Origin of the sequence: Variovorax sp. UC74_104 (assembly GCF_044055375.1) — a bacterium.
Taxonomy (GTDB): domain Bacteria; phylum Pseudomonadota; class Gammaproteobacteria; order Burkholderiales; family Burkholderiaceae_C; genus Variovorax.
Window position 1 is genome coordinate 5,923,455 of record NZ_CP171978.1, and the last position, 26,528, is coordinate 5,949,982.

General features: G+C 69.3%; 23 protein-coding genes and 1 pseudogene. 17 read left to right on the forward strand and 7 right to left on the reverse strand.

Annotated features, from left to right (window positions below):
• Positions 1-16: 16 nt before the first annotated feature.
• The 3 genes from ACHMXA_RS27860 to ACHMXA_RS27870 form a co-directional block, all read right to left on the reverse strand.
• Positions 17-496 (reverse strand): hypothetical protein, encoded by a 480-nt coding sequence (locus tag ACHMXA_RS27860; RefSeq protein ID WP_395317155.1) that lies wholly within the window; start codon positions 494-496, stop codon positions 17-19.
• Positions 497-705: 209 nt separating this feature from the next.
• Entirely contained in the window at positions 706-1,320 is a 615-nt protein-coding gene (locus tag ACHMXA_RS27865) for an ATP-binding protein (protein ID WP_395317156.1), read from the reverse strand.
• A 343-nt stretch (positions 1,321-1,663) separates the two neighbouring features.
• Entirely contained in the window at positions 1,664-2,821 is a 1,158-nt protein-coding gene (locus ACHMXA_RS27870; protein ID WP_395317157.1) for a porin, read from the reverse strand.
• Between the two features lie 201 nt (positions 2,822-3,022).
• On the opposite strand from ACHMXA_RS27870, the gene ACHMXA_RS27875 reads away from it, so the two are divergent.
• Both ACHMXA_RS27875 and bamA read left to right on the forward strand, forming a co-directional pair.
• The gene (locus ACHMXA_RS27875) at positions 3,023-3,691 is read left to right on the forward strand and encodes a nuclease-related domain-containing protein (RefSeq protein ID WP_395317158.1); all 669 of its coding nucleotides are present in this window, start codon (positions 3,023-3,025) and stop codon (positions 3,689-3,691) included.
• 87 nt (positions 3,692-3,778) lie between these two features.
• Positions 3,779-6,181 (forward strand): outer membrane protein assembly factor BamA, encoded by a 2,403-nt coding sequence (gene bamA / locus ACHMXA_RS27880; protein ID WP_395317159.1) that lies wholly within the window; start codon positions 3,779-3,781, stop codon positions 6,179-6,181.
• 84 nt (positions 6,182-6,265) lie between these two features.
• On the opposite strand, the gene ACHMXA_RS27885 is transcribed toward bamA, so the two are convergent.
• Positions 6,266-6,427 (reverse strand): hypothetical protein, encoded by a 162-nt coding sequence (locus ACHMXA_RS27885; RefSeq protein ID WP_395317160.1) that lies wholly within the window; start codon positions 6,425-6,427, stop codon positions 6,266-6,268.
• Positions 6,428-6,599: 172 nt separating this feature from the next.
• On the opposite strand from ACHMXA_RS27885, the gene ACHMXA_RS27890 reads away from it, so the two are divergent.
• Positions 6,600-8,219 carry an ATP-binding protein gene (locus tag ACHMXA_RS27890; protein WP_395317161.1) on the forward strand — a complete coding sequence of 540 codons (1,620 nt, stop codon included), beginning with the start codon at positions 6,600-6,602 and terminating at the stop codon, positions 8,217-8,219.
• Positions 8,216-8,908, forward strand: a complete 693-nt coding sequence (locus tag ACHMXA_RS27895; RefSeq protein WP_395317162.1) for a response regulator — start codon at positions 8,216-8,218, stop codon at positions 8,906-8,908. The genes ACHMXA_RS27890 and ACHMXA_RS27895 overlap by 4 nt, the downstream gene beginning before the upstream one ends.
• A 12-nt stretch (positions 8,909-8,920) precedes the next feature.
• On the opposite strand, the gene ACHMXA_RS27900 is transcribed toward ACHMXA_RS27895, so the two are convergent.
• Positions 8,921-9,760 (reverse strand): helix-turn-helix domain-containing protein, encoded by an 840-nt coding sequence (locus ACHMXA_RS27900; RefSeq protein ID WP_395317163.1) that lies wholly within the window; start codon positions 9,758-9,760, stop codon positions 8,921-8,923.
• A 103-nt stretch (positions 9,761-9,863) separates the two neighbouring features.
• Here ACHMXA_RS27900 and ACHMXA_RS27905 point away from each other — a divergent pair, with 103 nt between their 5' ends.
• Positions 9,864-10,853 carry a Bug family tripartite tricarboxylate transporter substrate binding protein gene (locus ACHMXA_RS27905; RefSeq protein ID WP_395317164.1) on the forward strand — a complete coding sequence of 330 codons (990 nt, stop codon included), beginning with the start codon at positions 9,864-9,866 and terminating at the stop codon, positions 10,851-10,853.
• A 2-nt stretch (positions 10,854-10,855) separates the two neighbouring features.
• Positions 10,856-12,178 carry a PhzF family phenazine biosynthesis isomerase gene (locus ACHMXA_RS27910; RefSeq protein WP_395317165.1) on the forward strand — a complete coding sequence of 441 codons (1,323 nt, stop codon included), beginning with the start codon at positions 10,856-10,858 and terminating at the stop codon, positions 12,176-12,178.
• Between the two features lie 26 nt (positions 12,179-12,204).
• Here the strand turns inward: ACHMXA_RS27910 and ACHMXA_RS27915 are convergent, their stop codons facing one another.
• Positions 12,205-13,422 (reverse strand): acyl-CoA dehydrogenase family protein, encoded by a 1,218-nt coding sequence (locus tag ACHMXA_RS27915; protein ID WP_395317166.1) that lies wholly within the window; start codon positions 13,420-13,422, stop codon positions 12,205-12,207.
• A 250-nt stretch (positions 13,423-13,672) separates the two neighbouring features.
• On the opposite strand from ACHMXA_RS27915, the pseudogene ACHMXA_RS27920 reads away from it, so the two are divergent.
• From ACHMXA_RS27920 to ACHMXA_RS27955, 8 genes and pseudogenes are all read left to right on the forward strand, one after another.
• Positions 13,673-13,819 (forward strand): annotated as a pseudogene (locus ACHMXA_RS27920) (NUDIX hydrolase); the annotation flags it as partial.
• 754 nt (positions 13,820-14,573) lie between these two features.
• Complete coding sequence (locus ACHMXA_RS27925; protein ID WP_395317167.1) at positions 14,574-14,885, forward strand: hypothetical protein; 312 nt, start codon at positions 14,574-14,576, stop codon at positions 14,883-14,885.
• A gap of 63 nt (positions 14,886-14,948) precedes the next feature.
• Complete coding sequence (gene yccS / locus ACHMXA_RS27930; protein WP_395317168.1) at positions 14,949-17,177, forward strand: YccS family putative transporter; 2,229 nt, start codon at positions 14,949-14,951, stop codon at positions 17,175-17,177.
• 84 nt (positions 17,178-17,261) lie between these two features.
• Positions 17,262-17,657, forward strand: coding sequence for a hypothetical protein (locus ACHMXA_RS27935; protein ID WP_395317169.1), 396 nt, complete (start codon positions 17,262-17,264; stop codon positions 17,655-17,657).
• A gap of 187 nt (positions 17,658-17,844) precedes the next feature.
• The gene (locus ACHMXA_RS27940; RefSeq protein ID WP_395317170.1) at positions 17,845-18,543 is read left to right on the forward strand and encodes a Bax inhibitor-1/YccA family protein; all 699 of its coding nucleotides are present in this window, start codon (positions 17,845-17,847) and stop codon (positions 18,541-18,543) included.
• 31 nt (positions 18,544-18,574) lie between these two features.
• Positions 18,575-19,117 (forward strand): Rrf2 family transcriptional regulator, encoded by a 543-nt coding sequence (locus ACHMXA_RS27945; RefSeq protein WP_176663178.1) that lies wholly within the window; start codon positions 18,575-18,577, stop codon positions 19,115-19,117.
• Positions 19,118-19,352: 235 nt separating this feature from the next.
• Positions 19,353-20,489, forward strand: a complete 1,137-nt coding sequence (locus ACHMXA_RS27950; protein ID WP_395317171.1) for an efflux RND transporter periplasmic adaptor subunit — start codon at positions 19,353-19,355, stop codon at positions 20,487-20,489.
• A gap of 10 nt (positions 20,490-20,499) precedes the next feature.
• Positions 20,500-23,625, forward strand: a complete 3,126-nt coding sequence (locus ACHMXA_RS27955) for an efflux RND transporter permease subunit (protein WP_395317172.1) — start codon at positions 20,500-20,502, stop codon at positions 23,623-23,625.
• A gap of 13 nt (positions 23,626-23,638) precedes the next feature.
• Here the strand turns inward: ACHMXA_RS27955 and ACHMXA_RS27960 are convergent, their stop codons facing one another.
• Positions 23,639-24,541, reverse strand: a complete 903-nt coding sequence (locus ACHMXA_RS27960) for a DMT family transporter (RefSeq protein WP_395317173.1) — start codon at positions 24,539-24,541, stop codon at positions 23,639-23,641.
• A gap of 147 nt (positions 24,542-24,688) precedes the next feature.
• Between ACHMXA_RS27960 and ACHMXA_RS27965 the strand changes: the two genes are divergently transcribed.
• The 3 genes from ACHMXA_RS27965 to ACHMXA_RS27975 all read left to right on the forward strand — a co-directional run bounded on the left by ACHMXA_RS27965 (position 24,689) and on the right by ACHMXA_RS27975 (position 26,506).
• A complete protein-coding gene (locus ACHMXA_RS27965; protein ID WP_176663181.1) occupies positions 24,689-25,132 on the forward strand; it encodes an Lrp/AsnC family transcriptional regulator in 444 nt (147 codons plus the stop codon).
• 143 nt (positions 25,133-25,275) lie between these two features.
• Complete coding sequence (locus ACHMXA_RS27970; protein WP_395317174.1) at positions 25,276-26,067, forward strand: fumarylacetoacetate hydrolase family protein; 792 nt, start codon at positions 25,276-25,278, stop codon at positions 26,065-26,067.
• Between the two features lie 67 nt (positions 26,068-26,134).
• Positions 26,135-26,506: a hypothetical protein gene (locus ACHMXA_RS27975; protein WP_395317175.1), complete on the forward strand. Its 372-nt coding sequence runs from the start codon at positions 26,135-26,137 to the stop codon at positions 26,504-26,506.
• Positions 26,507-26,528 lie beyond the last annotated feature (22 nt).

A 26,528-nucleotide genomic window follows, 5' to 3' on the forward strand; every position in this document is an offset into this window, starting at 1 on the left:
TTCTTTTCTCTCTTCCTCAGAGCTCGCTGCCGTCGCGCAGCTGCCGCGCCTTGTAGACCAGCCGCACGCTCGCCCGGCGCGGATCGCCCGACTGCTGCTGCACGTAGATGTCGGTGTCGTTGCTCACCCATGCGGCATACGCGCTTCCGGGGTCGCGCGACGACAGCTCGCTGCCGAACGCGCCTCGGCCCCATTGCACCAGCGCCGTGAAGGCCGATGAGCCGGCATCGGGCGTGGATTGCGCGGAGGCCACGTACTCGACGCGCCGCAGCTCTGAAGCCGCGAAGAAGAAGGTCGGCTCGAACAGCAGGCCCGCCATCTCGACCGGCGCCGCGCGCCATGAACCCACGAGGCCGCCGCCCAGGCGCTGCGGCCTCTGCACCCGCTCGGCGGCGGGCAGCGCGGCCTGAAGTTCCTCGGCCGACATGCCGAGCCGCACGCCGGGCGGCAGGGCCTGCGCATGCACGGCTGCCGCAGCGAAAAGAGCAGCGCTCATGGCGAGCGCACGAAGAAGGATCGAGGGAGAAGGAAGTCGCACGTCGGGCATCGGGAGGAAGGAAGGCGGCGGCAGCGTGGGACCGCAAGTATCGCGCGGAGTTCCGATGCGCCGCCGCGCCCGTCCATCAGCCCTCGATGAAGCCCTCTTCATGGAGGCGCAGCCGCTTCATTACCGTTCGTCCATGTTGGACTGCCGGTCGGCCAGGCTCAGGCCCGCAGCAGCGGCAGCCGCAGCGTGAGCCCCAGCACGCCGCCCTCGCGGGGCGCCGAGTAGATGCGCCCGCCGTGGTGTCCCGCGATGCGCTCGCAGGCCCTGGCACTGGCCGCCACGGCGGCGGAGAGCTTGCTGTCGAAGAACCTTGCGAGCGGCGGATGCGCGTCGACGGCGTCGAGGTCGCGCCAGTGGATCACCGCCTGCTGGCCGTCGGCATGCGCCGAGACCTGCAGCGTCGAACCGGTGCGCATCACGCTGGCCGCGTAGTCCGTGACCTTCGCGAGCAGTTCGCGCAGCTCGGCCTCGATCGCGAACACGCGCACCGCTTCCTGCGGCAGCCGGATGTCGACGCGGATGGTCTGGGCATCGGCCCGGGCCTCGGCGAAAGCCGCATCGAGCAGCGGCCGGATGTCCTGCGCCCGGCTCTGGACCAGGCGCTGCCGCGCTTCCTCGTGCGCCTGCTGCGCGGACTCGCGAGCCTTCGCGCCCTGGCGAAGGTTGGCGACGAACAGCGAGAACATCGTGCCGATCACGCCGCCGAGCCCCAGCAGGATCACCCCGGCGATGACGGTCCCGAGGTTGCCCGATTGCAGCTGCGCCCCGCTCATCAGCGCGCTCCCGGAGGCTGCGGTCCGGGTTCGCCCGGCACCCCGCGCGCGCAGCCTTGCGGCACGGGGGCCCCCTCGGCTGGGCACACGCCCCATCCGGGGGGCGGCGGCCTGCGGGCGTCGCCGAAGAGCATCGGCGGGGGCGGACGATAGGGCATGGGCGGCGGAGGAAGCACGATGCAGCCGGTCAGCCCGAAGGACGCTAGTGCGCCCGCGAGGAGTCGGATTCGGTTCATTGGTCGAGGTTTGATGCTGGATGAATGAAGGCGTGGAAAGCGAAAAAGCCGCGCGGAAGAAAAGGGCAGCGCATGCCCCTTTCCTCCCGCGCGGCGCGCGTCCGTCGTCAGAACGCGTGGCGGATGCCGAAGTCGTAGCCGGTGGAAGAACGCGGCAGGCCCGTGTAGCCCGTGCCCGTGCTGCCGTAGCCCGTGGTGCTCGCCGACACCAGGCCACCCGTGTAGTTCACGTCGTTGCGGTTGTTCACCCGCGCCACCGTCGCATACAGCGCCGTGCGCTTGGACAGGTTGTGCACGTAGCCGATCGCGAACTTGCGCGCCAGCGGGTCCTCGCCCGTGATGCCGGCCCCGCCCTCGTTGTAGCGAACCTGCGAGTACGACGCGCGGATCAGCCCCGCGCCCACCGGCACCGTCGCGCCGATCAGGTAGCCGTTGTAGCTGTCGTGCGTGTTCGCCAGCGCCGTGTCGAACTTGTTCTTCACGTTCGACAGCTCCCCGAACAGCTTCACCGGACCGAAGTCGTACGAAGCGCCCAGGTTGATGGTCTGCACCTTGCGCTCCAGCGTGGTGGTGTCCACCGCGATGCTCTGGCCCACGCCCAGCGCGATGTCCAGCGGGCCGTTGGCGTAGCCGAAGCGACCGCCGACGTAGCGCCCGGCGCTGCTGCTGGTCGCTGCCGTGGTGCTGGTGGCGCTGGTGCTGGCGTTCTCGTGCAGGCTGTACTGGAACTGGCCGTAGAAGCCGCCCAGGTTCGGCGGCAGGAAGTAGCCGATCGAGTTGCTCGCGCGCACGTAGTTGGCGTTGTTGATGGTGGTGTTGCCGCTGACGGTGTTGATGACGCTGCTGCCCGAGCCGTTGGTGCCGAACGGGTCGAAGACGGTGTCGTTCCAGAAGGTGGGCGTGTAGTCGCGGCCCAGGCGCAGCTCGCCGAAGCCGCCCGACAGGCTCACGGTGGAGCGGCGCGCGAAGGTGGAGATGCCGGTGGCGCCGTCGTCGTTGGTGATGGGCGCTTCGAGCCAGAAGCTCGCTGCAAGCCCGCCGCCGAGGTCTTCGGTGCCGCGAAAGCCGATGCGGCTGGAGTTGTAGGCGGAGTTGCCCAGGCTGGTCTTGCTTTGCTTGACCGACGCTCCGGTGACGGCGTCGCGCGAGGTCGTCGACTGGTAGGTCAGGCCGGCGTCCACGACGCCGAACAACGTGACTGACGATTGGGCAGAGGCCAGGCCGCAGACGGCCAGGGCAGCGAATGCCGTGAGGGTTTTCTTCATTCAGGGTTCTCCGGTTGCAGCGGCTCTCCATCGAGCAGCCGACACGCATGGTCCCGTTCAAATTCGGAGGAATCTTGTGGTTGCCCACTGCCTTGCGAGAACTGTTGTTTGCACGCAAACCGCATGCACCACCGAAGGAAACACCTCGCACAAGAAGTCTCCGAAAAGCCGCGCGATGCTCGGCGGCCGAAGGAGCCTTCCATGACCATTGCCCTGCCAAGCAATACCGCCACAACGCTGGGTGTGCAGCAACTCGCCAACGCGTTCCGCCCCACCTTTTCGTACCTGCGCATTCTTCGCAACCTCATCATCCCGATGCCCGAGGGACACACGGTGCCCACGGCGCGCATCGACGCGGTGCTGGTGTGCGAGACCGGCGTGTATCTCTTCGAGATCAAGGCATGGCGCAATGCGTTCGTCTACCGAAAGAAGGCGGAGCAGTCGCCGCCGCGCTGGTTTCTGCGCCTGCATGGCGACAAGAGTGCGCGCGAGGTGAAAGACCCCGCGTGGCAGGGCGGACGCAAGACCTCGCAGCTGCGCGCCCTGCTGTGCGACGAGTTGCGGCTGCAGTACTTCGTGCTCCTGCCCTGCGAGGGCATCGAGCTCGAGGGCGTGATGCCGGCGGCCGTGATCACGCAGCAGGACCTGCCCTACATCGCGCGCCTTGTGCGCAACAACGGCCGCCTGGCGCGCAACTACCCGCTGCTGGACGAGCGCGCCGTCGATCGCACCGTGGAGCGCCTGCTCGAGATACAGGGCGACCTGAGGATCGACGACCACCTGCACAACTGCCGCGAAAGAAGCGGCCAGTTGCCGGAAGCCGTCGCGATGCCGGCATGGGCTGCTCCCAACCCAATGGGGTTGCAGTAGGCAAAGCCGAGGCAAAGACCCCGAGCGTTCCGGGGCGGGCGGGGAAAAGTCCCAAATTTCTCCGACATTGGCGGGAACCATGCGCCGATGCAGTTTCCCAAGTCACTCGCAGCTGCAGCCGCGCTGCTTGCCTCCATTGCCGCTTCTCCCGCCTGGGCATTCGATCCGTTCACCATCGGGGACATCCGGCTCGAGGGCCTGCAGCGCGTCGAACCCGGCACCGTCTTCGCCACCATGGGCCTGCGAGCCGGCGACACCTACAGCGACGAGCGCGGCAGCGCCGCCATCCGCGAGCTGTTCAAGCTCGGGCTCTTCAAGGACGTGCGCATCGACGTGAACGGCAACGTGCTGGTGGTGGTCGTGGAAGAACGCCCGACCATCGCCGAGGTCGACTTCGCGGGCACCAAGGAATTCGACAAGGCCGCGCTGCAGAAGGCCCTGCGCGAGATCGGGCTGGCCGAGGGGCAGGCCTACGACAAGGCGCTGGCCGACCGCGCCGAGCAGGAGCTCAAGCGGCAGTACATCGGCCGCAGCCTCTACAACGCCGATGTCATCACCACCGTCACGCCGCTGGAGAAGAATCGCGTGAACCTGACCTTCACGGTGACCGAGGGCGAGCCCGCGCGCATCAAGGAAGTGCACGTGGTCGGCAACAGGGCCTTCAGCGAGAGCACGCTGCTGGACCTGTTCGACCAGGACACGGGCGGCTGGCTCGACTGGTACACCAAGTCCAACCAGTACTCGCGCACCAAATTCAACGGCGACCTGGAAACGCTTCGCTCGTACTACATCACGCGCGGCTACCTGGAGTTCCGCATCGACTCGACGCAGGTCGCCATTTCGCCCGACCGGCAGACGCTGACTCTCACGATCAACATCACCGAAGGCGAGAAGTTCGTGGTGGCCGGCGTGAAGCTCGCGGGCGACTACATGGGCCACGAGGACGAGTTCAAGACGCTCGTGACCATCCGCCCCGGCAGGCCCTACAACGGCGAGGACGTGGCCGCCACCACCAAGGCCTTCACCGACTACTTCGGCACCTTCGGCTATGCCTTCGCGCGCGTGAAGGCCGAGCCGGAGATCGACCGGCAGAACAACCGCGTGACGCTGGTGCTCAGGGCAGAAGCCTCGCGCCGCGCCTATGTGCGGCGCATCAACATCGGCGGCAACGCCAGGACGCGCGACGAGGTGATCCGCCGCGAGTTCCGCCAGTACGAGGGCGCCTGGTACGACGGCAACAAGATCCGCGCCTCGCGCGACCGCGTGGACCGCCTGGGCTTCTTCACCGACGTGAGCGTCGATACCGTCGACGTGCCCGGCTCGCCCGACCAGGTCGACCTGGCGGTGACCGTGGCCGAGAAGCCCACCGGCTCGCTGCAGCTGGGCGCGGGCTACTCCTCCACCGACAAGGTCTCTCTGACCTTCGGCATCACGCAGGAGAACGTGTTCGGCAGCGGCAACTACCTGGGGCTGAACGTGAACACCAGTTCGTACAACCGCACCATCTCGCTGACGGCCACCGATCCGTACTTCACCAAGGACGGCATCTCGCGCACGCTGAACGTGTTCCACACCACCACGCGCCCCTACTACGAGGCCGACGGCAACTACAAGCTCGCGAGCGACGGCGGCTCGGTGCGCTTCGGCTTCCCGGTGGGCGAGCAGGACACGGTGTTCCTGGGCATCGGGCTGGAGCGCTGGTCGTTCACGCCGGGCACCAACGGCACCTACACGCTGGTCGACGGCTCGTACGTGTACACCGCCACGCCGCAGGCCTACCTCGACTACTTCAAGTGCACGGGCACCGCGCCGAGCGTGAGCTGCGCCAAGTCGAGCATGATCGCCATCCCCGCCACGCTGGGCTGGTCGCGCGACGACCGCGACAGCGCGCTGGTGCCCACGCGCGGCCGCCTGCAGAGCGCCAACCTCGAGATGGGCGTAGGCAGCGAGCTGCGCTACCTGAAGACCAACTACCAGTACCAGCAGTATTTCCCGCTGTCCAAGCAGTACACGCTGGCCATCAACGGGCAGCTCGGCTATGCGCGCGCGCTCGGCGGCAGCACTTACCCGATCTTCAAGAACTTCTACGCCGGCGGCCTGGGCTCGATCCGCGGCTTCGAGCAGAACTCGCTGGGCCCGGCCGACTCGGTGACGGGCGGCGCGCTCGGCGGCACGCGCAAGGCGATCTTCAACATGGAGTTCAGCACACCCTTCCCGGGCGCGGGCAACGACAAGACGCTGCGCCTGTACACCTTCCTCGACGCGGGCAACGTGTTCGCCGACCGCACCGCGAGCATGACGGACGCGCAGTGGAAGGCGCAGAACCGCCTGCGCGCCTCGGCGGGCATCGGCATCAGCTGGATCTCGCCGCTGGGACCGCTGCGGCTGGCCTACGCCGTGCCGCTGGTCTACCAGAAGGCCGACACCGCGAACAACATCTCGGCCGACCGCACGCAGCGCTTCCAGTTCCAGATCGGAACCTCGTTCTGAGCCTCGGGAGTCCTGGCCGCGGCCTGCGCGGTCAGCGGCAGCAGGCCGCTGCGCCGGCAAGTGCCGGGGAATCGGCGCAAGCGGTCATGGATTGCGCTTTTCCTTTTCTTCCGCCGCATCGGGCGGCGAGGGCGGCGAGGGCCGCGTGGCCCGGCCCTCCGCCCAGAAGACGATCAGTGCCCAGGCCTGGGCGAGCAGCCAGAAAAACACCGTGATCGCCAGCAGCAGCGGTAGGGGCAGGTCCATGTGCGCAGTCGTGGGTCGCATCGTGCGGGCCGATCGCGGAGAAATGATGGAGAACATTTCTCCCAGATTCCTCCACATTCGGCCGCGATGATCGGCTGCCGACCCACCCGGCCTCTCCCTCGCCCGTCCCGCCATGCATGCCGCAGAATGCGGCAATGCCTGCCCCGAGCCCATGCCTCACCTGACCCTTTCCAGAAAGATCTTCCTCGCGCTGGCCGCGCTGTTGATCGTGCTGCTGATCAGTTTCGCGGGCCTGTCGATCATCGCGCTGCAGCGCGGCCTGGGCTCCTACGTGGCCGAGATCGAGATCCGGCGCATGGACTGGCTCGCGCAGCAGCTGCAGAAATACCACGCCGCCAACGGCGACTGGAAGGGCCTGCACGACAACGACGACGCCTGGCACCGCCTGCAGATGGGCCGAATGGCCGCGGCGCTCGACAACGCGAGCGGCAGTGGCGACGAACGGCGGCTGCCGCCCTGGTACGAGTACCGCACCATGCGCGGGAATCCGCCGCCGGAAGGCGGCGCGGGTGCGGGCGACGGCGGTGCCGAGGGCGGCAGGCCGCCGCCCCCTCCACCGCCGGACTCGGCGCTTTCGTCGCCCCAGCTCGAGCTGACGCCGCGCCGGCTGCCGACCATGCCTCCGCCGTGGTTCTTCCGCGATCCGCGCGACATGCCGGACTCCATCTTCCAGCGGCTGGCCCTGCTCGACGCGTACGGCGCACGCGTGGTGGGCGCCGAAGTCGACCTCGCGAACGCCGCGCGCACGCCGATCCGCCGCGACCGCACCGTCATCGGCTACCTGGCGCTCACGCCCGTGCAAGGCCTGGAGAGCGAGGCCGACCGGGCCTTCGTCGCGCGGCAGTCCGGCGTGATCGTGCTCACCGGGCTGTGCGGCCTCGGCTTCGCGCTGGTGCTCTCGTGGCTGCTGGCGCGCCGCTGGTTCAAGCCCATCGACGAGCTCACCCAGGCCGCGCAGGACGTGGCGCGCGGCCGGCTCTCCACCCGCGTCGCGGTGCAGGGCTCGGACGAACTGGCGCTGCTGGGCCGCACCTTCAACGACATGGCGCAGCGGCTGGACACGATGGAGGCCTCGCGCCGCGCCTGGCTGGCCGACGCGGCCCACGAGCTGCGCACGCCGCTGGCCGCCATGCGCGCGGAAATCGAGGCGCTGCAGGACGGCGTGCGCACCTTCGACGAACGCACCGCCCTGCGGCTGCACCGCCAGGTGATCCGCCTGGGCCAGCTGGTCGACGACCTGCGCAGCAGCATGCGCGAGCCGCACAACGACCTGCCCACGGCCACCGTGTTTCCGCTGTCGCTGCTGAAGGAGGCGCTCGACCACACGCGCGACCGCTTCACGGCGCGCGGCATCACGGTGGACCGCCGCGCCATCGACCGCATCGGCGCGTCCGCGCAGCCCGCTGTCGAGGGCGACGCGCACCGGCTGCACCAGGTCTTCATGAACCTGCTGGAGAACACGCTGGCCTACACCGACCAGGGCGGCGAGCTGCACATCGACCTCATGGTCGAGGGCGCGTGGACCGGCAACCGCCTCACGCTGGTGTTCGACGACAGCGCGCCGGGCGTGCCCGAGGCCGAGCTGCCGCGCCTCTTCGACCGGCTGTTCCGCGGCGAGACCTCGCGCAGCCGCGAGCTCGGCGGCTCGGGGCTGGGGCTTTCCATCTGCCGCGCGACCATCGAGGCGCACGGCGGCACCATCGACGCGTCGCCCTCGCCCCTGGGCGGCTTGCGCCTGACCATCACCCTTCCACTGGCAGCATCGCCATGACACGCATCGTCATCGTCGAAGACGAAACCGACATCGCCTCGGTGGTGCAGGACTACCTGCGCCACGCGGGCTACGAAACCGAGCACTTCGCCGACGGGCAGAGCGCGCTCGAAAGCATCGTCGGCACGCCGCCCGACCTCACGCTGCTGGACATCATGCTGCCGCGGCTGGACGGCATCGAGGTGCTGCGCCGCGCGCGCGAACACACGGCGCACCCGATCATCATGCTGACCGCGCGCATCGAGGAGGTCGACCGGCTGCTGGGCCTGGAGCTCGGCGCCGACGACTACGTGTGCAAGCCCTTCTCGCCGCGCGAACTGGTGGCGCGCGTTCGCGCGGTGCTGCGCCGCACCGCGCCGGGCCCGTCGCAGGGCCCGGGCTCGCAGAGCGACGCGCCGGGGCTGGTGCTCGACGACGTGCACTGGCGCGCCTCGCTCGAAGGCACGCCGCTGAACCTCACGCGGCGCGAGTTCGGGCTGCTGCAGGTGCTCTCGCGGCACCCCGGGCGCATCTTCTCGCGCGCCCGCCTGCTCGAGCTGGCCTACGACGACACGGTGGACGTGACGGAACGCGCCATCGACAGCCACGTGAAGAACCTGCGCCGCAAGCTCGGCGCGGTGACGCCGGGGCACGACTGGATACGGTCGGTGTACGGCGTGGGCTTCGCGTGGGAGGCGCCGGCCGGTTAGGGCCTGTTCACACTATTTCCGGTCCTGCACGGGCCCCGATGCGCGGATCTGCGTCGCGGTCTTCGCCCAGGTCTTCTCCAGCATCCGCGACAGGTACGAGCCCGATTCCCAGCCCACCTGCAGCGCAATGGAAAGCACCGAGTCGCGCGTGTTCCTCAACAGGAACTCCGCACGCTCCAGGCGCCTGCGCTGCAGGTAGGCCAGCGGCGACACGCCGTATTTCGCGCGGAAGACGCGCTCCACCTGGCGGCGCGAAAGGCGGTGCTGCTGTGCAAATGCATCCAGGGACAGCGGCCGCGACAGGTCGGCTTCGATGGCCTCCGCCAGCAATTCGGCCACCAGCAGGGCCGAGGCGGGATCGCCGTCCGACAGCGGCTGGCCGCTGAGCCGCGCAGCCTCCATGACGAGCGCGCCGCACAGCGCATAGTTCTCCGCGGTGCCGGCCCTGGCCGACTCGAACATCCGCTGCGACAGCGCACGCAGCGCCGTGCTGCCGGCGCGCATGCCCTGCGACGGAGCCGAAACGCCCTGCGCCTGCAGCGCGGTGGCCCACAGCGCAGGGTCCACATAGACCGCGATGTGCGTCTGCCCCGCCGTGAGCGTGGTGGTCGAATGCGCGCTGCCTGCCGCGAACCAGAGGAAGTGCCCGGGGCCCAGGGTCTGCGCGCCGCCTTGCGCGTCGCCAACGCTGAAGCGCCCCGCCAGCGGCACGAACAGCATGTCGCAGTCGTGCACGTGCGTGTCGGTGGCGTAGCGCTCGCGGGCGTTCGCGACCATGGTGGCGTGGTGCGACAGCCGCTCGACGAACAGCGACTGGCGCGGCGCCGGTATGCGGGTGTTCGTCAGGTGCATGGCCACTCCTTGTCGCAATTGAACTCGTGCATGTCGCAATCGGCCGCGCGCGTCCGCGCACGCTCAACAGAATCGGGAAACACCACTCCCGCTAGCAAGAAACATGAAACCCCAAGCACTGCGCCGCCGCGCGCTCCTCGGGCTGGCAGCCGCCGGCCTCCTGTACGGCCCTGCCGCCTCATGGTCGGCTCCGGAAACGGGCTACCCGGCCAAACCGGTGACGATCATCGTACCCTTCCCCGCCGGCGGCGGCACCGACGTCATCTTCCGCTCGGTGCAGCAGCGGCTGCAGGCCGCCCTCGGCGTGTCGGTGATCATCGACAACCGCTCCGGCGCCGGCGGCACCGTGGGCACGGGCTTCGGCGCGAAGGCGAACCCCGACGGCTACACGCTGGTGGCGGCCACCACCTCGACCATCGCCTCCGCCGATGCGGTGTACCCCAAGCTGCCCTACGACCCCATCAAGGACCTCGTGCCCATCGGCACCATCGGCACCACGCCCTTCGTGCTGGTGGTGACGCCGTCGCTGGCGGCACGCGACGTGAAGGGCTTCGTCGACTACGCCAAGGCCCATCCGCAGGCGCTCAACTACGGCAGCATCGGCAACGGCAGCCTGAGCCACCTGGCAGGCGAGCTCTTCAAGCAGCGCACCGGCATCGAAATGACTCACGTGCCCTACCGCGGCGCGGCGCCCGCGCAGGCCGACCTGATGGCGGGGCAGATCCAGGCGCTGTTCGACAACCCGCCTGCGCTGCTCGCGCAGGTGCGCGGCGGCCGCATGCGGGCGCTGGCGATCAGCGAACCCTCGGCCGGCTTCGAAGGCCTGCCGACCTTCGAGCAGGCCGGCATCAAGAACTTCAGGCCGCAGCTCTGGTACGGCCTGATGGCGCCCGCAGCCACGCCGCAGCCTGTATTGCAGCGCCTGCGCGCCGCGCTCGACACGGCCATGCGCGATGCGGCGCTGCGCACCGACATGCAGTCCAAGGGCGTGACGCCGTGGATCGTGACGCCCGATGCATTCCAGGCACAGATACGCAGCGACATCCAGCTCTGGGGCGGCATCGCCCGGTCGGTGAATGCAAAGGCCGAATGACGATGACGACGACCCACCCTCCGCACGCCCACAACATCCGCGTCTTCGTGGGGTCCGACCCGAGGATCGGCGGCAACCCCGCACCGGTCTGGCTCGACGCCGACGCGCTCTCCACCGCGCAGATGCAGGAGTACACGCGCCGCAGCGGGCATGAATCGGTCTTCGTGCTGAAGCCCGCAACGCCCGCGCACGCCCTGCGCATGCGCTACTTCGTTCCCAACCACGAAATGGAGATGTGCGGCCACGCCACCGTCGGCGCGCTCTGGTTGCTGCACCGGCGCGGCGAATGGGACGGCTCGCCCATCGCCATCGAGACGCTGAGCGGCACCGTGACGGGCCGCCGCGTCGACGGCACGGTACAGATCAGCCAGCCGCGCGCGGTGGTGGAGGAAGTGACGCAGCAGGCGCTGGTCGAGGAGATCGCGCGCTGCCTGGGCATCGATGCGGCAAGCATCGTCGGGCCCGTGCTCAACGCCGCGACCAGCCGCGTGAAGACGCTGGTGCGGCTGGCGGATACGAAGCAGCTCCACGGCCTGCGCGTGGATTTCGCGCGCGTCGAGTCGCTGTGCGAGCGGCTGGGCTCGACCGGTCTGTATCCGTACGCGCTGTCGGAAGGCGAAGGCTGCACGGTCAGCGCGCGGCAGTTTCCCAAATCCTCCGGCTATCCCGAAGACGCGGCCACGGGCATCGCCGCGGCGGCGCTCGCGTGGGGCCTGCGCCGCCTGGGCCTGGTCGGCACGGACGCGCTCACGGTGACGGTGCGGCAGGGTGAAGCCATGGGGTCGCCTTCCGCCATCCATGTCGGCTTGCCGTCGGAAGCGATGGGGCAGGAAGGCTGCAGGGTCGGCGGCGAATGCTGCGAAGATCCGCCGGAGGATCTGCGCCTGGAGGTGCTCTGCCCGCCGGAAGCGGCGCGCGCGAGCCCTTCCGGAACCTACGCCACCTTCTCTAAGACGGGCAGCCTGTGGCACTCGAGCGGCGTCGTCGGGCGCGAGAACGGCGAAGTCGTTGCCGGGCCGCTGCGGGGGCCGGACGACGTGGCGCGCGGCCAGCGCGCGGCGGTGGCTGCAGTCGCCGCGCTGCTGCGCGCCGCGCGCGAAGAACTGGGCAGCCTCTCGCGCGTCGCCCGCGTCGTCGCGCTGAACGGATACCTCCAGACCGGCGCCGATTTCGCGGAGCACGCGAAGGTGATGGACGCGGCCTCGGAACTGCTGCGGCAGGTCTTTCCGGAGGCACCGCTGCCGGCCCGCACGACCATCGGCGTCGCGTCGCTGCCGCGCGGCGGCACGGCCGAGGTGTCGTTGACGCTGGAAGTACGCGGCTGACCGGCGCGGCGCCTTGCTCTTTTCTTCTACTGGTACGCCGCCAGCTCCTGCTTCGCGATCGCGTTGCGATGCACCTCGTCGGGACCGTCCGCCACGCGCAGGTGCCGCTCGTAGGCGTAGAAGTTCGTGAGCAGCGTGTCCTGGCTCAGCCCCATGGCGCCGTAGGCCTGCATGGCCCAGTCGATCACCTTCACGCAGTTGTTGGGCGTGAGCACCTTGATCATCGCGATCTCCTTCGCGGCGATCTTGTTGCCCACGGTGTCCATGCGGTAGGCGGCGTTGAGCACCATCCAGCGCGACTGCTCGATGAGCATGCGCGACTCGGCGATGCGCTCGCGCCACACGCCCTGCTCCGACAGCGGCTTGTGGAAGGCGGTGCGCGACACCAGGCGCTGGCACATCATCTCCAGCGCGGCCTCGGCCATGCCGATGGCGCGCATGCAGTGGTGGATGCGGCCGGGGCCGAGGCGGCCCTGGGCGATCTCGAAGCCGCGGCCTTCGCCGAGCAGGATGTTCTCGACCGGCACGCGCACGTTCTCGAACACGATCTCCGGATGGCCGAAGGGCGGGTCGTACACGCCGAGCAGCGCCATGTCGCGCACGATGGTCACGCCGGGCGTGTTCTTCGGCACGAGGATCATCGACTGCTGCTTATGCCGGTCGGCGTTGTCGGGGTCGGTCTTGCCCATGAGCACGAAGATCTCGCAGCGCTCGTTCATCGCGCCGGTGATGTACCACTTGCGGCCGTTGATGACGTACTCGTCGCCCTCGCGGCGGATGCTGCAGCGGATGTTGGTGGCGTCGCTCGAAGCCACCTCGGGCTCTGTCATGGCGAAGGAGGAGCGGATCTCGCCGGCCAGCAGCGGCTTTAGCCAGCGCTCCTGCTGCGCCTTGGTGCCGTAGCGCGCCAGCACTTCCATGTTGCCGGTGTCGGGCGCGGAGCAGTTGAAGATCTCCGAGCACCAGTAGCGCCGGCCCATGATCTCGCACAGCGGCGCGTACTCGACGTTGCTCAGGCCCGGGCCGTGCTCCGACTCGGGCAGGAACAGGTTCCACAGCCCGCGCTCGCGCGCCTTGGCCTTGAGGCCGGCCATCATCGGCAACTCAGCGTACGGCCGGCCCGCGCGGGCGTTGGCGGCCAGCTCCTCTTCATGGCGTTTCTCGTTGGGGTAGACGTACTCGTCCATGAACCTGAGCAGTTCCTCGCGCAGCGCGATCACCCGGGGCGTGAATTCGAAATGCATGGTGCGTCCTTCGGCAAGAGTCGATGTGTAGGTGTGGCTTGAAGGTACGTCGCACGCGGCGTTTCGCACGGTCTTCCGGGTGACAGCGTGGGACCGCTGCTGTCACCTTGGCAGCAGTGGCCGGCGCGACAATGCGGGCATGACCGCCAGCCCCACGGACGTTTCTTCTTCTCCCACCTCGCCGCGCCCCGTGCGCATGGCGGCCACGCTCATCGTCGTGCGCGACGGCAACGCCGGCCTCGAGGTGCTGATGCTCCGGCGGGCCGAGAAGGCCAACGACCAGAACAGCGGCGCGAGCGTGTTCCCGGGCGGCGTGATCGACGCGCACGACCGCGGCCTGCACGGCTGCTGCAGCGGCCTCGACGACTGTGCCGCAAGCGCACGGCTCGAAGTGCCCGAAGGCGGCCTCGACTACTACGCGGCGGCGATCCGCGAATGCTTCGAGGAAGCCGGCCTGCTGTTCGCGACCGATTCCGCCGGACGGCCGGTGACGCTCGACGGCCTGCCTGCCGGCCAGCTTGCCGAGATGCGCCATGCGGCGGAGCAAGGCACCGACGCGCTGCTCTCGCTGTGCGCGCAGCACGGCTGGAAGCTCGCAGCCGACCGGCTCGCGTACTTCTCGCACTGGCTCACGCCGCCGGGCATGCCGCGCCGCTTCGACACGCGCTTCTTTCTCGCCGCCATGCCCGAGGCGCAGAGCGTTCGGCCCGACGGCCGCGAGACGGTCGAGCACATGTGGCTGCGCCCCGCCGATGCGGTGGACCCGGCGCGCGAGCTCAAGCTGATGAACGTGACGCGCCGCATCCTGCTGGAGCTCGCGCGATTCCAAAGCGTGGAAGAGCTCATGGCGCATGCGCGCAGCCTCAAGCACATTCCCCGCGTGATGCCCCGGCTGGGGGACGGCCCCAAGGGAAGGCGGCCGGTGAACATGGAGGAGCCTTCGTACGAGGAAGTCGGCTTTGTCGATCCGGAAGGCGAAGGCGGCGGGCGCTATGCGCACGAGGCCGGCCTGGCGATGCGGCTTTCGGCGCGGGTACTCCGGGTGACCGGGGAAGCCGGCGACGGATCGGGCACGCTGGTGCACAGCTATTTCGTGGGAACGGCGGACGGCGATTGCGCGCTGATCGACGCATCGCCCGCAAGCGCCGCGCATGCCGAAGCGCTTGCCGCCGCGGCGCCGGGACGGGTGCGATGGCTTCTGTCGACGCAGGCCGGCCCCGAAGAAGCACTGCGCGAGCTCTGGCCGGATGCGGCCGCCGCGGGTACCGGCACTGGGCGAACAGATCCGCATCGGCAATGCCACGCTGCGCGTGCTGCCGGGCGATGGCGATGCGCGATCGCGGCGGTTCCTGCTGGTCGAGGAAGGGATCCTGTTCACGGGCGCGTCAGATGCGCCGATGACCGGCGAAGAGCAGGTTCGCTGGATCGCGCCGCGCCACGGCTTCCTGCACAGCCGGCGCTGACCACCCCGCAGCACCTCGTCGCGCCACGCGGCCGTGGCATGCATCGTGCAAGATCGGCTCATCATGCTTCCCCTGTCCCCGGACGCGCTGCGCCAGCAGCTGCGGTCATTCGCTTCGCGCGCGCAGCCCGTGCGCATTCTTCTCACGCTCGGCAGTCTCATGGCGGCTTGCGCCTGGACCGGCCATACCGATGCGGTGATTCCCCTCTTCCTCGGCGCCATCGCCAGCGCGCTGGCCGAGACCGACGACAGCTGGCGCGGCCGGCTGCGCGCGCAGCTGGTCACGCTGGGCTGCTTCGCGGGCATCGCGTTCGCGGTGGAGGCAGCCTTCGGCATGCCGCTGCTGTTCATCGCCGGCCTTGCGCTCGCGGCCTTCTGGCTCACGATGCTCGGCGCAGTGGAGGCGCGCTACAAGGCGATCGCCTATGCGACGCTGATCCTGGCGATGTACGCCACGCTCGGCATCGAGAACATGGGTGCGCACGGCGTGGCGCATCGCGGACGCGAGCCCTTGCTGCTGGTGGCCGGCGCGGCCTGGTACGGCGTGTTCTCCGTGCTGTGGTGCGCGGCCTTTCCGGCGCAGCCGGTGCAGGCGCGGCTGGTGACGCTCTTCACCGTGCTGGGCAACTACGTGCGCTACAAGGCGTCGCTCTTCGAGCCGCTGCGCGGCATCGACATCGAGCGCAAGCGGCTCGCGCTCGCGCAGCTCAATGCGGAAGTGGTGACCGAGCTCAACGCGGCCAAGGAGAGCATCTTCCGCCGCATCGGCGCGCGGGCGCCGACGGGGCGCATCTCGCGCTACCGCGGGCTCTACCTGATCGCGCAGGACGTGCACGAGCGCGCCAGCTCCTCGCACGACGACTACAACGCGCTGGCCGACGCCTTCTTCCACAGCGACCTGCTCTACCGCTGCCAGCGCGTGCTGGGCCTGCAGGGGCTGGCCTGCCAGCGGCTGGCCGAGTCGGTCGCGCGGCGCGAGCCCTTCGAGGTGGGCCCGGAAACCGTGCAGGCGCTGGCCGACCTGCGCAGTGCCATCGAGCACGAGCGCGCGCGGGCAGATACCCCCGCGCGGCTCGCGCTGCTGGCCTCGGTGGAGGCGCTGGCGCGCAACCTCGCGCTGCTCGACGGCCAGCTCGCGGGCGCCAGCCAGCCCTCGGCGCGCGCTGGCCGCACGGAGATGGGCCTGTTCGACCGGTCGCCGCGCTCCTGGCGCGACGCCCTCGAGCGCGTGCGCCGCCAGCTCACCGTGCGATCGCCGCTCTTCCGCCATGCGCTGCGGCTGTCGATCGCGCTGGTGGCGGGCTATGGCGTGATGCAGGCCATCCACCCGGCGCAGGGCTACTGGATCCTGCTGACCACGCTCTTCGTCTGCCAGCAGAGCTATGGCGACACCATCGCGCGCATGGGGCAGCGCATTGCCGGCACCGCGCTCGGCGTGGTGGCGGGCTGGGCGCTGCTGCAGCTCTTTCCGCAGCCGCTGGTGCAGTCGGTGCTCGCGGTGATCGCCGGAGTGCTGTTCTTCGCGACCCGCACCACGCGCTACCTGCTGGCCACGGCTTCGATGACGCTGCTGGTGCTGATGTGCTTCAACCAGGTCGGCGACAGCGGCGTGCTGCTGGTGCCGCGGCTGGTCGACACGGCCATCGGCAGCGCGATCGCCGGGCTGGCGGTGCTGCTGGTGCTGCCGCACTGGCAGGCGCGGCGCATCAACGAACTGGCGGCCGCCGCAATGCGCGGCCATGCGGGCTACCTGCGGCAGATCGTCGTGCAGTACCGCACCGGCGCGCGCGACCACCTCGACTACCGGCTGGCGCGGCGCAACGACCACAACGCGGACGCGGCGCTGTCGACCGCGGTGTCGGACATGTTCCGCGAGCCGGGCTACGTGCGGCGGCGCGCGGGGGTGGCGCTGCGCTTTCTGATCCGCTCGCACACGCTGCTGAGCTACCTCTCGGCACTGGGCGCCCACCGTTCGGCGCTGCCCGATTCGGCGCAGATGGCGGTGCTGCACGCCTCGGCCGAAGGCGCGATCGCGGCGCTGGAAGCGCTGGCGGCCGGACTGGAAAAAGGCACGGCAGATGTAACAGGCGGGCTGGAAGCCGAATCGGCCGCACGCGCCGCGCTGGCGCAGGCCGCCGACGGCGGCGGCAGCGGCGACGACGACGACGACGCCCAGGCGCGAACTTTCCATACCGAACTCGGTCTGATCTGGCTGCAGATAGACGCCCTGCGCCTCCACGCACGCGAATGGCTGCAGCCCGAAGGCGGCGAAACCACGACCGCGCCGGCCTGAGGGCGAGTGAACATCCGTGCGATCCGGTCGGTTGAAAGCGCCGTCGCGAGCACCCCTTCGCGCGGAAGGTAAAATTACCCCTACATGTCCCGCTGGTTTGCCGCCACTGTCCTCGCCATCATGTTGTCCTGCTACGGTTTTGCCGTGCTTGCCCACAACATGCTCGGTGCCGGCCATTCGCACGCCGAACCGCAGACCGCCCAGGCGACCCAGACGCTGGTCGTCAGCGTCGCCTTCTCTGACCTCTCCGATCTTTCCGACGCCAGGAAGCCGGCAGGCGATGCCGACAAGGCCTCGGACGACACCCTCTCCATCGACGAAGCCGGCTCCGAACACGCCGAGCTGGTCGATGCCCGCAACGGCGCGCCCGCGCTGCTGCGCTTCACTGAACAGCCGCCGAAACTCGGCCTGACCACCATCGTCTCGCCGTTCCTGGCGCGACCCAAGCGGCCACCCCGCGCCGCAGCCTTCGTCGCCTAGGCCCCAGGGCCTTCGCGACCGGGAGCCGCCATGGCTCCCGCTCCCCCTTGCGATCCGGCACGGCCGCCATCCGGCGGCGCCCGCATCGCACCGCTGCCACTCGCTCTCTCTCATTCACGGCCCTGTGCCCCATTGCGCGCGCCATTGCACGCAGCCGGCATCGGTCCAGCTTCAAGGAATCAACACAATGAACAACAGCCCTACCGCCTATCACGACAGCATCGAGCTGCCGATCGCCTCGCCGCAGGAGCGCAACCGCGTCCTGCGCAACACCTACCTGCTGCTCGCGCTGTCGATGGTGCCCACCGTCCTGGGCGCCTGGATCGGCGTCTCCACCGGCCTCGCGCGCGCGATGTCGCCGGGCATCGGCCTGATGGTCTTCCTGGGCGGCGCCTTCGGCTTCATGTACGCCATCGAGAAGACCAAGGAGTCGGCCGCCGGCGTCCCGGTGCTGCTGGCCTTCACCTTCTTCATGGGCCTGATGCTGTCGCGCCTGGTCGGCACCGTGCTCGGCCTTGCCAACGGCGCCAGCCTGGTGATGACGGCCTTCGCCGGCACCGGCGCGATCTTCCTCGGCATGGCCACGCTGTCGTCGGTCATCAAGCGCGACCTGTCGGCCATGGGCAAGTGGCTCTTCATCGGCGCCATCCTGCTGCTGGTGGCGGGCATCGCCAACTTCTTCATCAAGTCGAGCGCGCTGATGATGACGCTGTCGGTGCTGGCCATCGGCATCTTCTCGGCCTTCATCCTGCACGACCTCAAGCGCGTGAAGGACGGCCTGGAGACCAACTACATCTCCGCCACGCTGGGTGTGTACCTCAGCATCTACAACGTCTTCCAGTCGCTGCTGGCCCTGCTGGGCATCGCCGGCGGCCGGGACGAGTGATTCATTCCCCACGAAGGAAGGAAAACATCCCATGCGTCTCACCACCAAGGGCCGCTTCGCGGTCACCGCGATGATCGACATCGCACTGCACGGCCGTTCGGGCCCCGTCACGCTGGCTTCGATCAGCCTGCGCCAGCGCGTGTCGCTGTCGTACCTGGAGCTGCTGTTCGGCAAGCTGCGGCGAGCCAGCCTGGTCGAATCGACCCGCGGGCCGGGCGGCGGGTATTCTCTGAGCCGCAAGGCGGCCGAGATTTCCGTGGCCGACATCGTCCTCTCGATCGAGGAACACGATGCCGAAACCACCCGCCGGCGCGATGCCGACGCGCCGGGTGAAGCGGGCCGCTGCGAGATCGACGAGCTCTGGGCCACCGTGAACCTGCGGGCGGTCGAGTTCCTCAAGTCGATCTCGCTGCAAAGCCTTGTCGACGAACAGAAGGCCAAGGGCGTACAGGCCGCGGTGCGGACCGAGACCCGGCGCACGCCGGCCGGCCAGCCGGCCACGCGCAAGCCTTTCGTCGTCGATGCGCCGAACTCGGTGTTCGCACTGGGACGGCGCCAGCAAAGCGCCAGCTAGCTCCGAGCCAGCCAGCCGACCGGCCCACGCGGCAGGGCCCGCCGTCACGGATCGACGTGGCGGCGGGCGCCTGCCTGCGTGGGCTTTTTCGTTGGTTCTCATCCCTCGGAAGCCTCAGGAATCCTTCATGTTGCGACGCAACACGGCAGGCACAATGCACCATAACAGTGCAAAACCACAAGCATGCGCGACCCGGACGACTCCGGCTCGCGCCGCATCGCGTTCCCGGACAGCCATGACTCTCAAGCTCCTGTTCCCCCTTTCCCTGCTCGTGCTCGCCGCCTGCGGCGCCCGGCAGGCGCCAGACACCGAAGCAGCGCCGCCCGAAGTCGGCGTGATGGCGCTGCACGCGGGCGACGTGCCCGTGCACACCGAGCTCTCGGGCCGCACGGCCGCCTTCCGCGTGTCGGAGGTGCGCCCGCAAGTCAACGGCATCGTGCGCAAGCGCCTGTTCGAGGAAGGCAGCATGGTCCGTACGGGCCAGGTGCTGTACGAGATCGAGCCCGGCCCCTTCGAGGCGGCGCACGAGCAGGCGCAGGCCGCGCTTGCCAATGCCCAGGCGAGCATCGCGAGCCTGCGCGGCAAGGCCGAGCGCTTCGGCGAACTGGTGAAGGCCAATGCCGTGAGCCGGCAGGAGCACGAGGAAGCACAGGCTGCGCTCGTGCAGGCCGAAGCCGGTGTGAAGGCCGCGAAGGCGGCGCTGAAGGCAGCGCGCATCAACCTCGAATTCACCCGCATCGAGGCGCCGATCTCTGGCCGCATCGGCCGCTCCAGCGTGACCGAGGGCGCGCTGGTGGCGCCGGGCCAGGCCACGGCGCTGGCGACCATCCAGCGCATCGATCCGATCTACGTCGACGTGGTGCAGTCCAGCCTCGAGCTCACGCGGCTCAAGCGCCGCTTCATCTCGGGCGACATGGCGCCCGCGAGCACGCGCGTGAGCCTGCGCATGGAAGACGGCCTGCCGTACCCGCACGCCGGCACGCTGAAGTTCGCCGAAGTGGCGGTCGACGCCGCGACCGGCTCGGTCACGCTGCGCGCGGAGTTTCCGAACCCGCAGGGGCTGCTGCTGCCCGGCATGTACGTGCGTGCGCAGGTCGAATCGGGCGTCGAGCGGCAGGCCGTGCTCGCGCCGCAGCGCGGCGTGGCGCGCAACGAGAAGGGCGAGCCGACCGCGCTCGTGGTGGGCGCGGGCGACAAGGTCGAGCTGCGCACGCTCGAAGTGCGCAGTGCGTTGGGCGACCAGTGGATCGTGACCGGCGGCCTGCACGAAGGCGACCGGCTCGTGGTCGACGGCCTGCAGCGCGCGCATCCCGGCGACAAGGTGAAGCCGGTGCCGGTCTCGGCCGCGGCATCACCTTCCTCGGCAGATTGAGACAACGCAAGTGATCGCCAATTTCTTCATCCAGCGGCCCGTCTTCGCATGGGTCATCGCCATCCTGATCATGCTGGCCGGCGGCGTTGCCATCCGCACGCTGCCGGTGTCGCAGTACCCGGACATCGCGCCGCCCACCGTCGTGGTCTCGGCCAACTACCCCGGCGCCTCTGCGCAGGCGGTGGAGAACAGCGTCACACAGGTGCTGGAGCAGCAGCTCAAGGGCATCGACGGGCTGCTGTACTTCAAGTCGACCAGCAGCTCGGCCGGCTGGGCCGAGATCAGCGTCACCTTCCGCCAGGGCATCAACCCCGACACCGCCCAGGTGCAGGTGCAGAACAAGGTCAGCCAGGCCACGAGCCGGCTGCCGCAGGCGGTGCAGCAGCAGGGCGTGACGGTCGCGAAGTCGCAGAACAACTTCCTGCTGATCGTGGCGCTCTACGACGAGACCGGCCGCCGCACCGACACCGACGTGGCCGACTGGATGGCCAGCAACCTGCGCGACCCCATCAGCCGCGTCGACGGCGTGGGCTCGATGCAGGCTTTCGGCGCTTCTTATGCGATGCGAATCTGGCTCGACCCGCACCGGCTCGCGAGCTACCAGCTGATGCCCTCGGACGTGACCGCCGCCATCGCCGCGCAGAACACGCAGGTGTCGGTGGGCGAGATCGGCGCCCGGCCTTCGCCCGCGAAGCAGCAGCTCAACGCCACCGTGACGGCGCTGTCGCGGCTGCAGACGCCCGAGCAGTTCCGCGACATCGTGCTGAAGACGCAGGCCGACGGCGCCGTGGTGCGCCTGCGCGACGTGGCGCGCGTGGAGATGGGCAGCGAGTCGTACGCCGAGACCACGCGGCTGAACGGCCACCCCGCCGCCGGCGCGGCCGTCATGCTGGCGCCCGGCGCCAACGCGCTGACCACCGCCAGCGCGGTGAAGGCGCGCATGGCCGAGATGGAGCCCTCGCTGCCCCCCGGCCTGCGCGTGGCCTACGCGGAGGACACCACGCGCTTCGTGAAGATCTCGATCAGGTCGGTCATCAAGACGCTGCTGGAGGCCATCGCGCTGGTGGTGGTCGTGATGTACCTGTTCCTGCAGAACTGGCGCGCCACGGTCATCCCGGCCATCACCGTGCCGGTGGTGCTGCTGGGCACTTTCGGCGTGCTCGCGGCCTTCGGCTATTCGATCAACGTGCTCACGCTCTTCGGCATGGTGCTGGCCATCGGCCTGCTGGTGGACGACGCGATCGTGGTGGTGGAGAACGTCGAGCGCGTGATGCACGAGGAAGGGCTCGACCCGAAGGCCGCCACCATCAGGTCGATGAAGGAGATCACCGGCGCGCTGGTGGGCATCGCGGTGGTGGTGTCGGCGGTGTTCCTGCCGATGGCCTTCTTCGGCGGCTCGGTGGGCGTGATCTACCGGCAGTTCTCCGTGACCATCATCGCGTCGATGGCGCTGTCGGTGGTGGTGGCGATCGTGCTCATCCCGGCGCTGTGCGCGCGCTTCCTGCGGGCCAGCGACGCGCCGCGCACGCGCGGCTTCCTGGGCGCATTCAACCGCAGCTTCGACGCGGCGCAGGGCCGCTACGTGGGCCTGCTGGGGCGCATGCTGCGCAAGCCGCTGCGCTTCACGGCCGTGTACGCGGCCATCGTGGCGGGCATGGGCGCGCTCTACCTCGCCCTGCCGGGCGGCTTCCTGCCCGAGGAGGACCAGGGCAGCGCGATGGTGCAGCTCACGCTGCCGGCGGGCTCCACGATCAGCCGCACCGACGCCGTGAACCGCATGGTCGAGAAGCACTTCCTCGAAACCGAGAAGGACACGACCGACACCATCTTCACGCTCTCGGGCTGGAGCTACGGCGGCTCGGGTCAGAACATGGGCATGGCCTTCGTCTCGCTCAAGGACTGGTCCGAGCGCGGCCGTGCCGACCAGCGCGCGCAGGCCATCGTCGAGCGTGCCGGCACCGTGCTGGGCAAGCAGCAGCGCGACGCCGAGGTCTACGGCATGGTGCCGCCGCCCATCGAGGGGCTGGGGCAGTCCAACGGCTTCGAGTTCTGGCTGCAGGACACCTCGGGCATGGGCGCGCAGAAGCTGGTGCAGGCGCGCGAGTCGCTGCTGCGCGACGCGGGCAAGGACGCGCGGCTGCAGTCGGTGCGCGCCAACGGCGTGGCCGGCACGCCGCAGCTGCAGATCGACATCGACCAGCTCAAGGCCTCAGCGCTGCGCCTGTCGCTGGACGACGTGAACACCACGCTGGGCATCGCCTGGGGCGGCAGCTACGTCAACGACTTCATCGATCGCGGCCGCGTCAAGCGCGTGTACGTGCAGGCCGACGCGCCCTACCGCTCCGACCCGGACGACATCCGCCAGTGGTTCGTGCGCGGCGCCACCGGCGCGATGACGCCGTTCTCGGCCTTCGCCACCACGCGCTGGTCGCAGGGCGCACCGCAGCTGGAGCGCTACAACGGCCTGCCGGCGGTGCAGATCCAGGGCGCGGCTTCGCACGGCACGAGCTCGGGCACGGCGATGGCCGCGGTCGAAGCCATCGCGAAGAAGCAGCGCGGCACCGGCCACGCATGGAGCGGCCTCTCCTACCAGGAGCGGCTCTCGGGCGGGCAGGCGCCGCTGCTGTTCGCGCTGTCGATCCTCGTCGTATTCCTCTGCCTGGCGGCGCTGTACGAGAGCTGGTCTGTGCCGTTCTCGGTGATGCTGGTGATTCCGCTGGGCGTGCTCGGCGCGGTGATCGCGGCGTCGCTGCGCGGCCTCTCGAACGACATCTACTTCCAGGTCGGCCTGCTCGCGACCATCGGGCTGTCGGCGAAGAACGCGATCCTGATCATCGAGTTCGCCGAAGCGGCGCTGCGCCGCGGCATGCCGCTGCTCGACGCGGTGGCCGAAGGCGCGCGCCTGCGGCTGCGTCCGATCCTGATGACTTCGCTGGCCTTCCTGGCCGGGGTGGTGCCGCTGGCACTGGCCACCGGCGCGGGTTCGGCGAGCCAGGTGGCCATCGGCACCGGCGTGTTCGGCGGGGTGCTGGCGGCGACGGCGCTGGGGATCTTCTTCGTGCCGCTGTTCTATCTGCTGGTGAAGCGGCTGGCGGCCCGGTTCTACAGGCGCAGCGGCGTCGCGGCGGCGTCCTGAGGAGCTGTCGCCGTCAGCTCTTTCCGGTAGCGGGCGCGCGTCGCGGCAGGCCCGGCAAGGTCCATCCGAAGGTCATGCCCGCCGCGGCGATCAGGATGGCCGCCGCGCCCACCACCTGCAATGCGCCCAGCCGCTGGCCGAAGGCGACGTAGTCGACGCCGATGGCCACCAGCGGATAGATGAACGACAAGGCGCCCGCCACCGGCGTGGAGAGCTTCTGCAGCGCCCCGTACAGCAGCACGAACACCAGCCCCGTGTAGATCACGCCCATCGCGAGGTGCACGCCCCAGGTGGCCGCGTCGGTGGGCAGCGTCTTGAGATTGGCGAAGGGCGCGAGCATCACGATGCCCACGCACACCTGTATGAGCGCGATCAGATGCGGCGCGATGCCGTCGAGCTTCTTCGCGACCAGAGCCGCCACCGCGTAGCAGAAGGCCGCGCCCAACGCCATCAGCACGCCGATGAAATAGGACGAACCGCCGGCGCCTCCGCCTGATTTGGCTTGCGCCACCAGCACCACCCCGGCGAAGGCGATGCACAGCCAGATCGCCTTCATCGCGGTCAGCCGCTCCGAGAGCAGCAGCGCGCCGAGCGCGACCAGCATGAATGGCTGGGTGTTGTAGACCGCCGTGGCAATCGAGATCGACGCGTGCGAGAACGAGGCGAAGATCAGCACCCAGTTGACGACCAGCGCCACGCCGCCGAACGCGGCCAACGCGAATTGGCGCAGCGTCAGGCCGCGCCGCAGCAGCCCCAGCGCGAAGCACACGACCAGCAGCGTGGCCGCGCCGAACACGCAGCGCCAGAACAGCAGGTCGGGCAGCGGCTGGCCGGAGCGCACGACGAACCACCCGATGGTTCCGGAAATCACCATGGCCGCGCTCATCTCCAGCGCGCCGCGAAGCTGCGTCTGCATCTCTGTCCGTTGCCTTCTCTGTTCGCTCTGTTCGGGGAAACAAGAGTGCCATGTATTGCGTCGCCTGGATATGCTTCGAACAAGGCCAGAACCGCCAATGGCCTTCGAAAATTAGCCAGCAAGACCCATTCACCGGAGAACCCTCAAATGCTCGACGCAACGGACGAAGCCATCGTGCTGGCCCTGGCGGACAACGCGCGCATGTCGCTGAAGGAGCTGGCCCATCACGTGGGGCTGTCTTCTCCCAGCGTGTCCGAGCGGCTGCGCCGGCTCGAGGAGCGCGACGTGATACGCGGCTACACGCTCCAGGTGAACCCGAAGGCGCTGGGCTACCAGTTCCAGGCCATCGTGCGCATCCGCCCGCTGCCGGGTCAGCTGCAGGCGGTGCAGGAACTGATCGTGGGCACGCCCGAGTTCTGCGAGTGCGACAAGATCACCGGAGAAGACTGCTTCGTCGCGCGGCTGTTCCTGCAGTCGCTCGAGCAGCTCGACGGCATCCTCGACCGCATCGCGCAGAAGGCCGAGACCAACACCTCCATCGTCAAGGCGCAGACGATCCCCCGGCGGCTGCCGCCCTTCGTGGCGCGGTGAAGCGCGCGGGCCGGTGGCGTGCCCGGCATGGGTTGCGTCCTGTTTTTGCGTAGATGCGTACGGTGGCCCGCTCGCCCGGCATCCCAGAATCGAACGGCCGTGAGGGGCACGGCGCACGCATTCCACAAGACCAAGGAGACTTCATGATCACTTCCCGCCGCGGCCTGCTGGCCGGTTCCGCCGCCATGGCCACGGGCGCCATCGCCGGCTGCGCGCTGCCCGCCGGGGCCTCTCGCGCACAGGCCACGCCGTTCGATGTCGCCGCATCGACCATTCCGATCGTCGGCAGCGAGCAGGTCTATCCGGTGCGCCGCATCTACTGCATCGGGCGCAACTACGAGGCCCATGCGCGCGAGATGGGCTCGGACCCGAGCCGCGAGCCGCCCTTCTTCTTCCAGAAGCCGGCCGACGCGATCCAGGTCGTGACGCCCGGCACGGTGGCCGACCATCCCTACCCCACGCTCACGAAGAACTACCACTACGAGGTGGAACTGGTGGTGGCGCTCGGAAAGGGCGGGCGCAACATCCCGACGAGCTCGGCGCTCGACCACGTCTACGGCTACTCGCTGGGCCTGGACATGACGCGGCGCGACCTGCAGCGCGAGATGGGCGACCAGAAGAAGCCCTGGGAAATCGGCAAGAGCTTCGATCATTCGGCGCCCGTGGGGCCGATCCATCCGGTGGCGAAGGTCGGCCACTTCACCGACGGCGCGATCTGGCTGAAGGTGAACGGGCAGACGAAGCAGAACGCCACGCTCAGGCACATGATCTGGTCGGTGGCCGAGCAGATCAGCCGGCTGTCGCAGGCCTTCGAGCTGAAGCCGGGCGACATCATCTACTCGGGCACGCCGGAGAACGTGGGGCCGGTGGTGCGCGGCGACCTCATAGAGATCCACATCGACCGGCTGCCCGAGCTCTCGGTGCGGATCGTCTGAAGAAGGCTTCGGGGATGCGGGGGCACCGTCGCGGCCGTCCAATTTTTCTCCCCCTTTGAAGTCCACGATGCCGGTCATGACGACTCTTCGGCATCGCAACTCGCACGACGCATTCCGAGCGTTTCGCCTCGACGGCTTCACCCCGGAACCCACCGTTCGCGTCCGAGGCAGCGGCAGGGAGCAGTCGATCTCCCGCGCCTTGCCGCACCACCGCAAGTCCGCATGGCCGCAGCGTCTTGCGGGGCTGCTGGCCTTCGGTGCGCTGGCAGCCGGCATCTTCCTGGCGGGCACCGACACGTGCGCACAACGCGGCACAGCGGCAAGCGGTAACTACGGCCGCTCGACGCTCGCGCAGATCACGGCAACCGGCTCCGGCCCTCGCGCGGGCAGCTGCAAGCGCGCGCCCGGCGGATCGAACCGGCCGAAGACGACGCGCTGAAGCGCTCGGGTCCGGTCCGCTT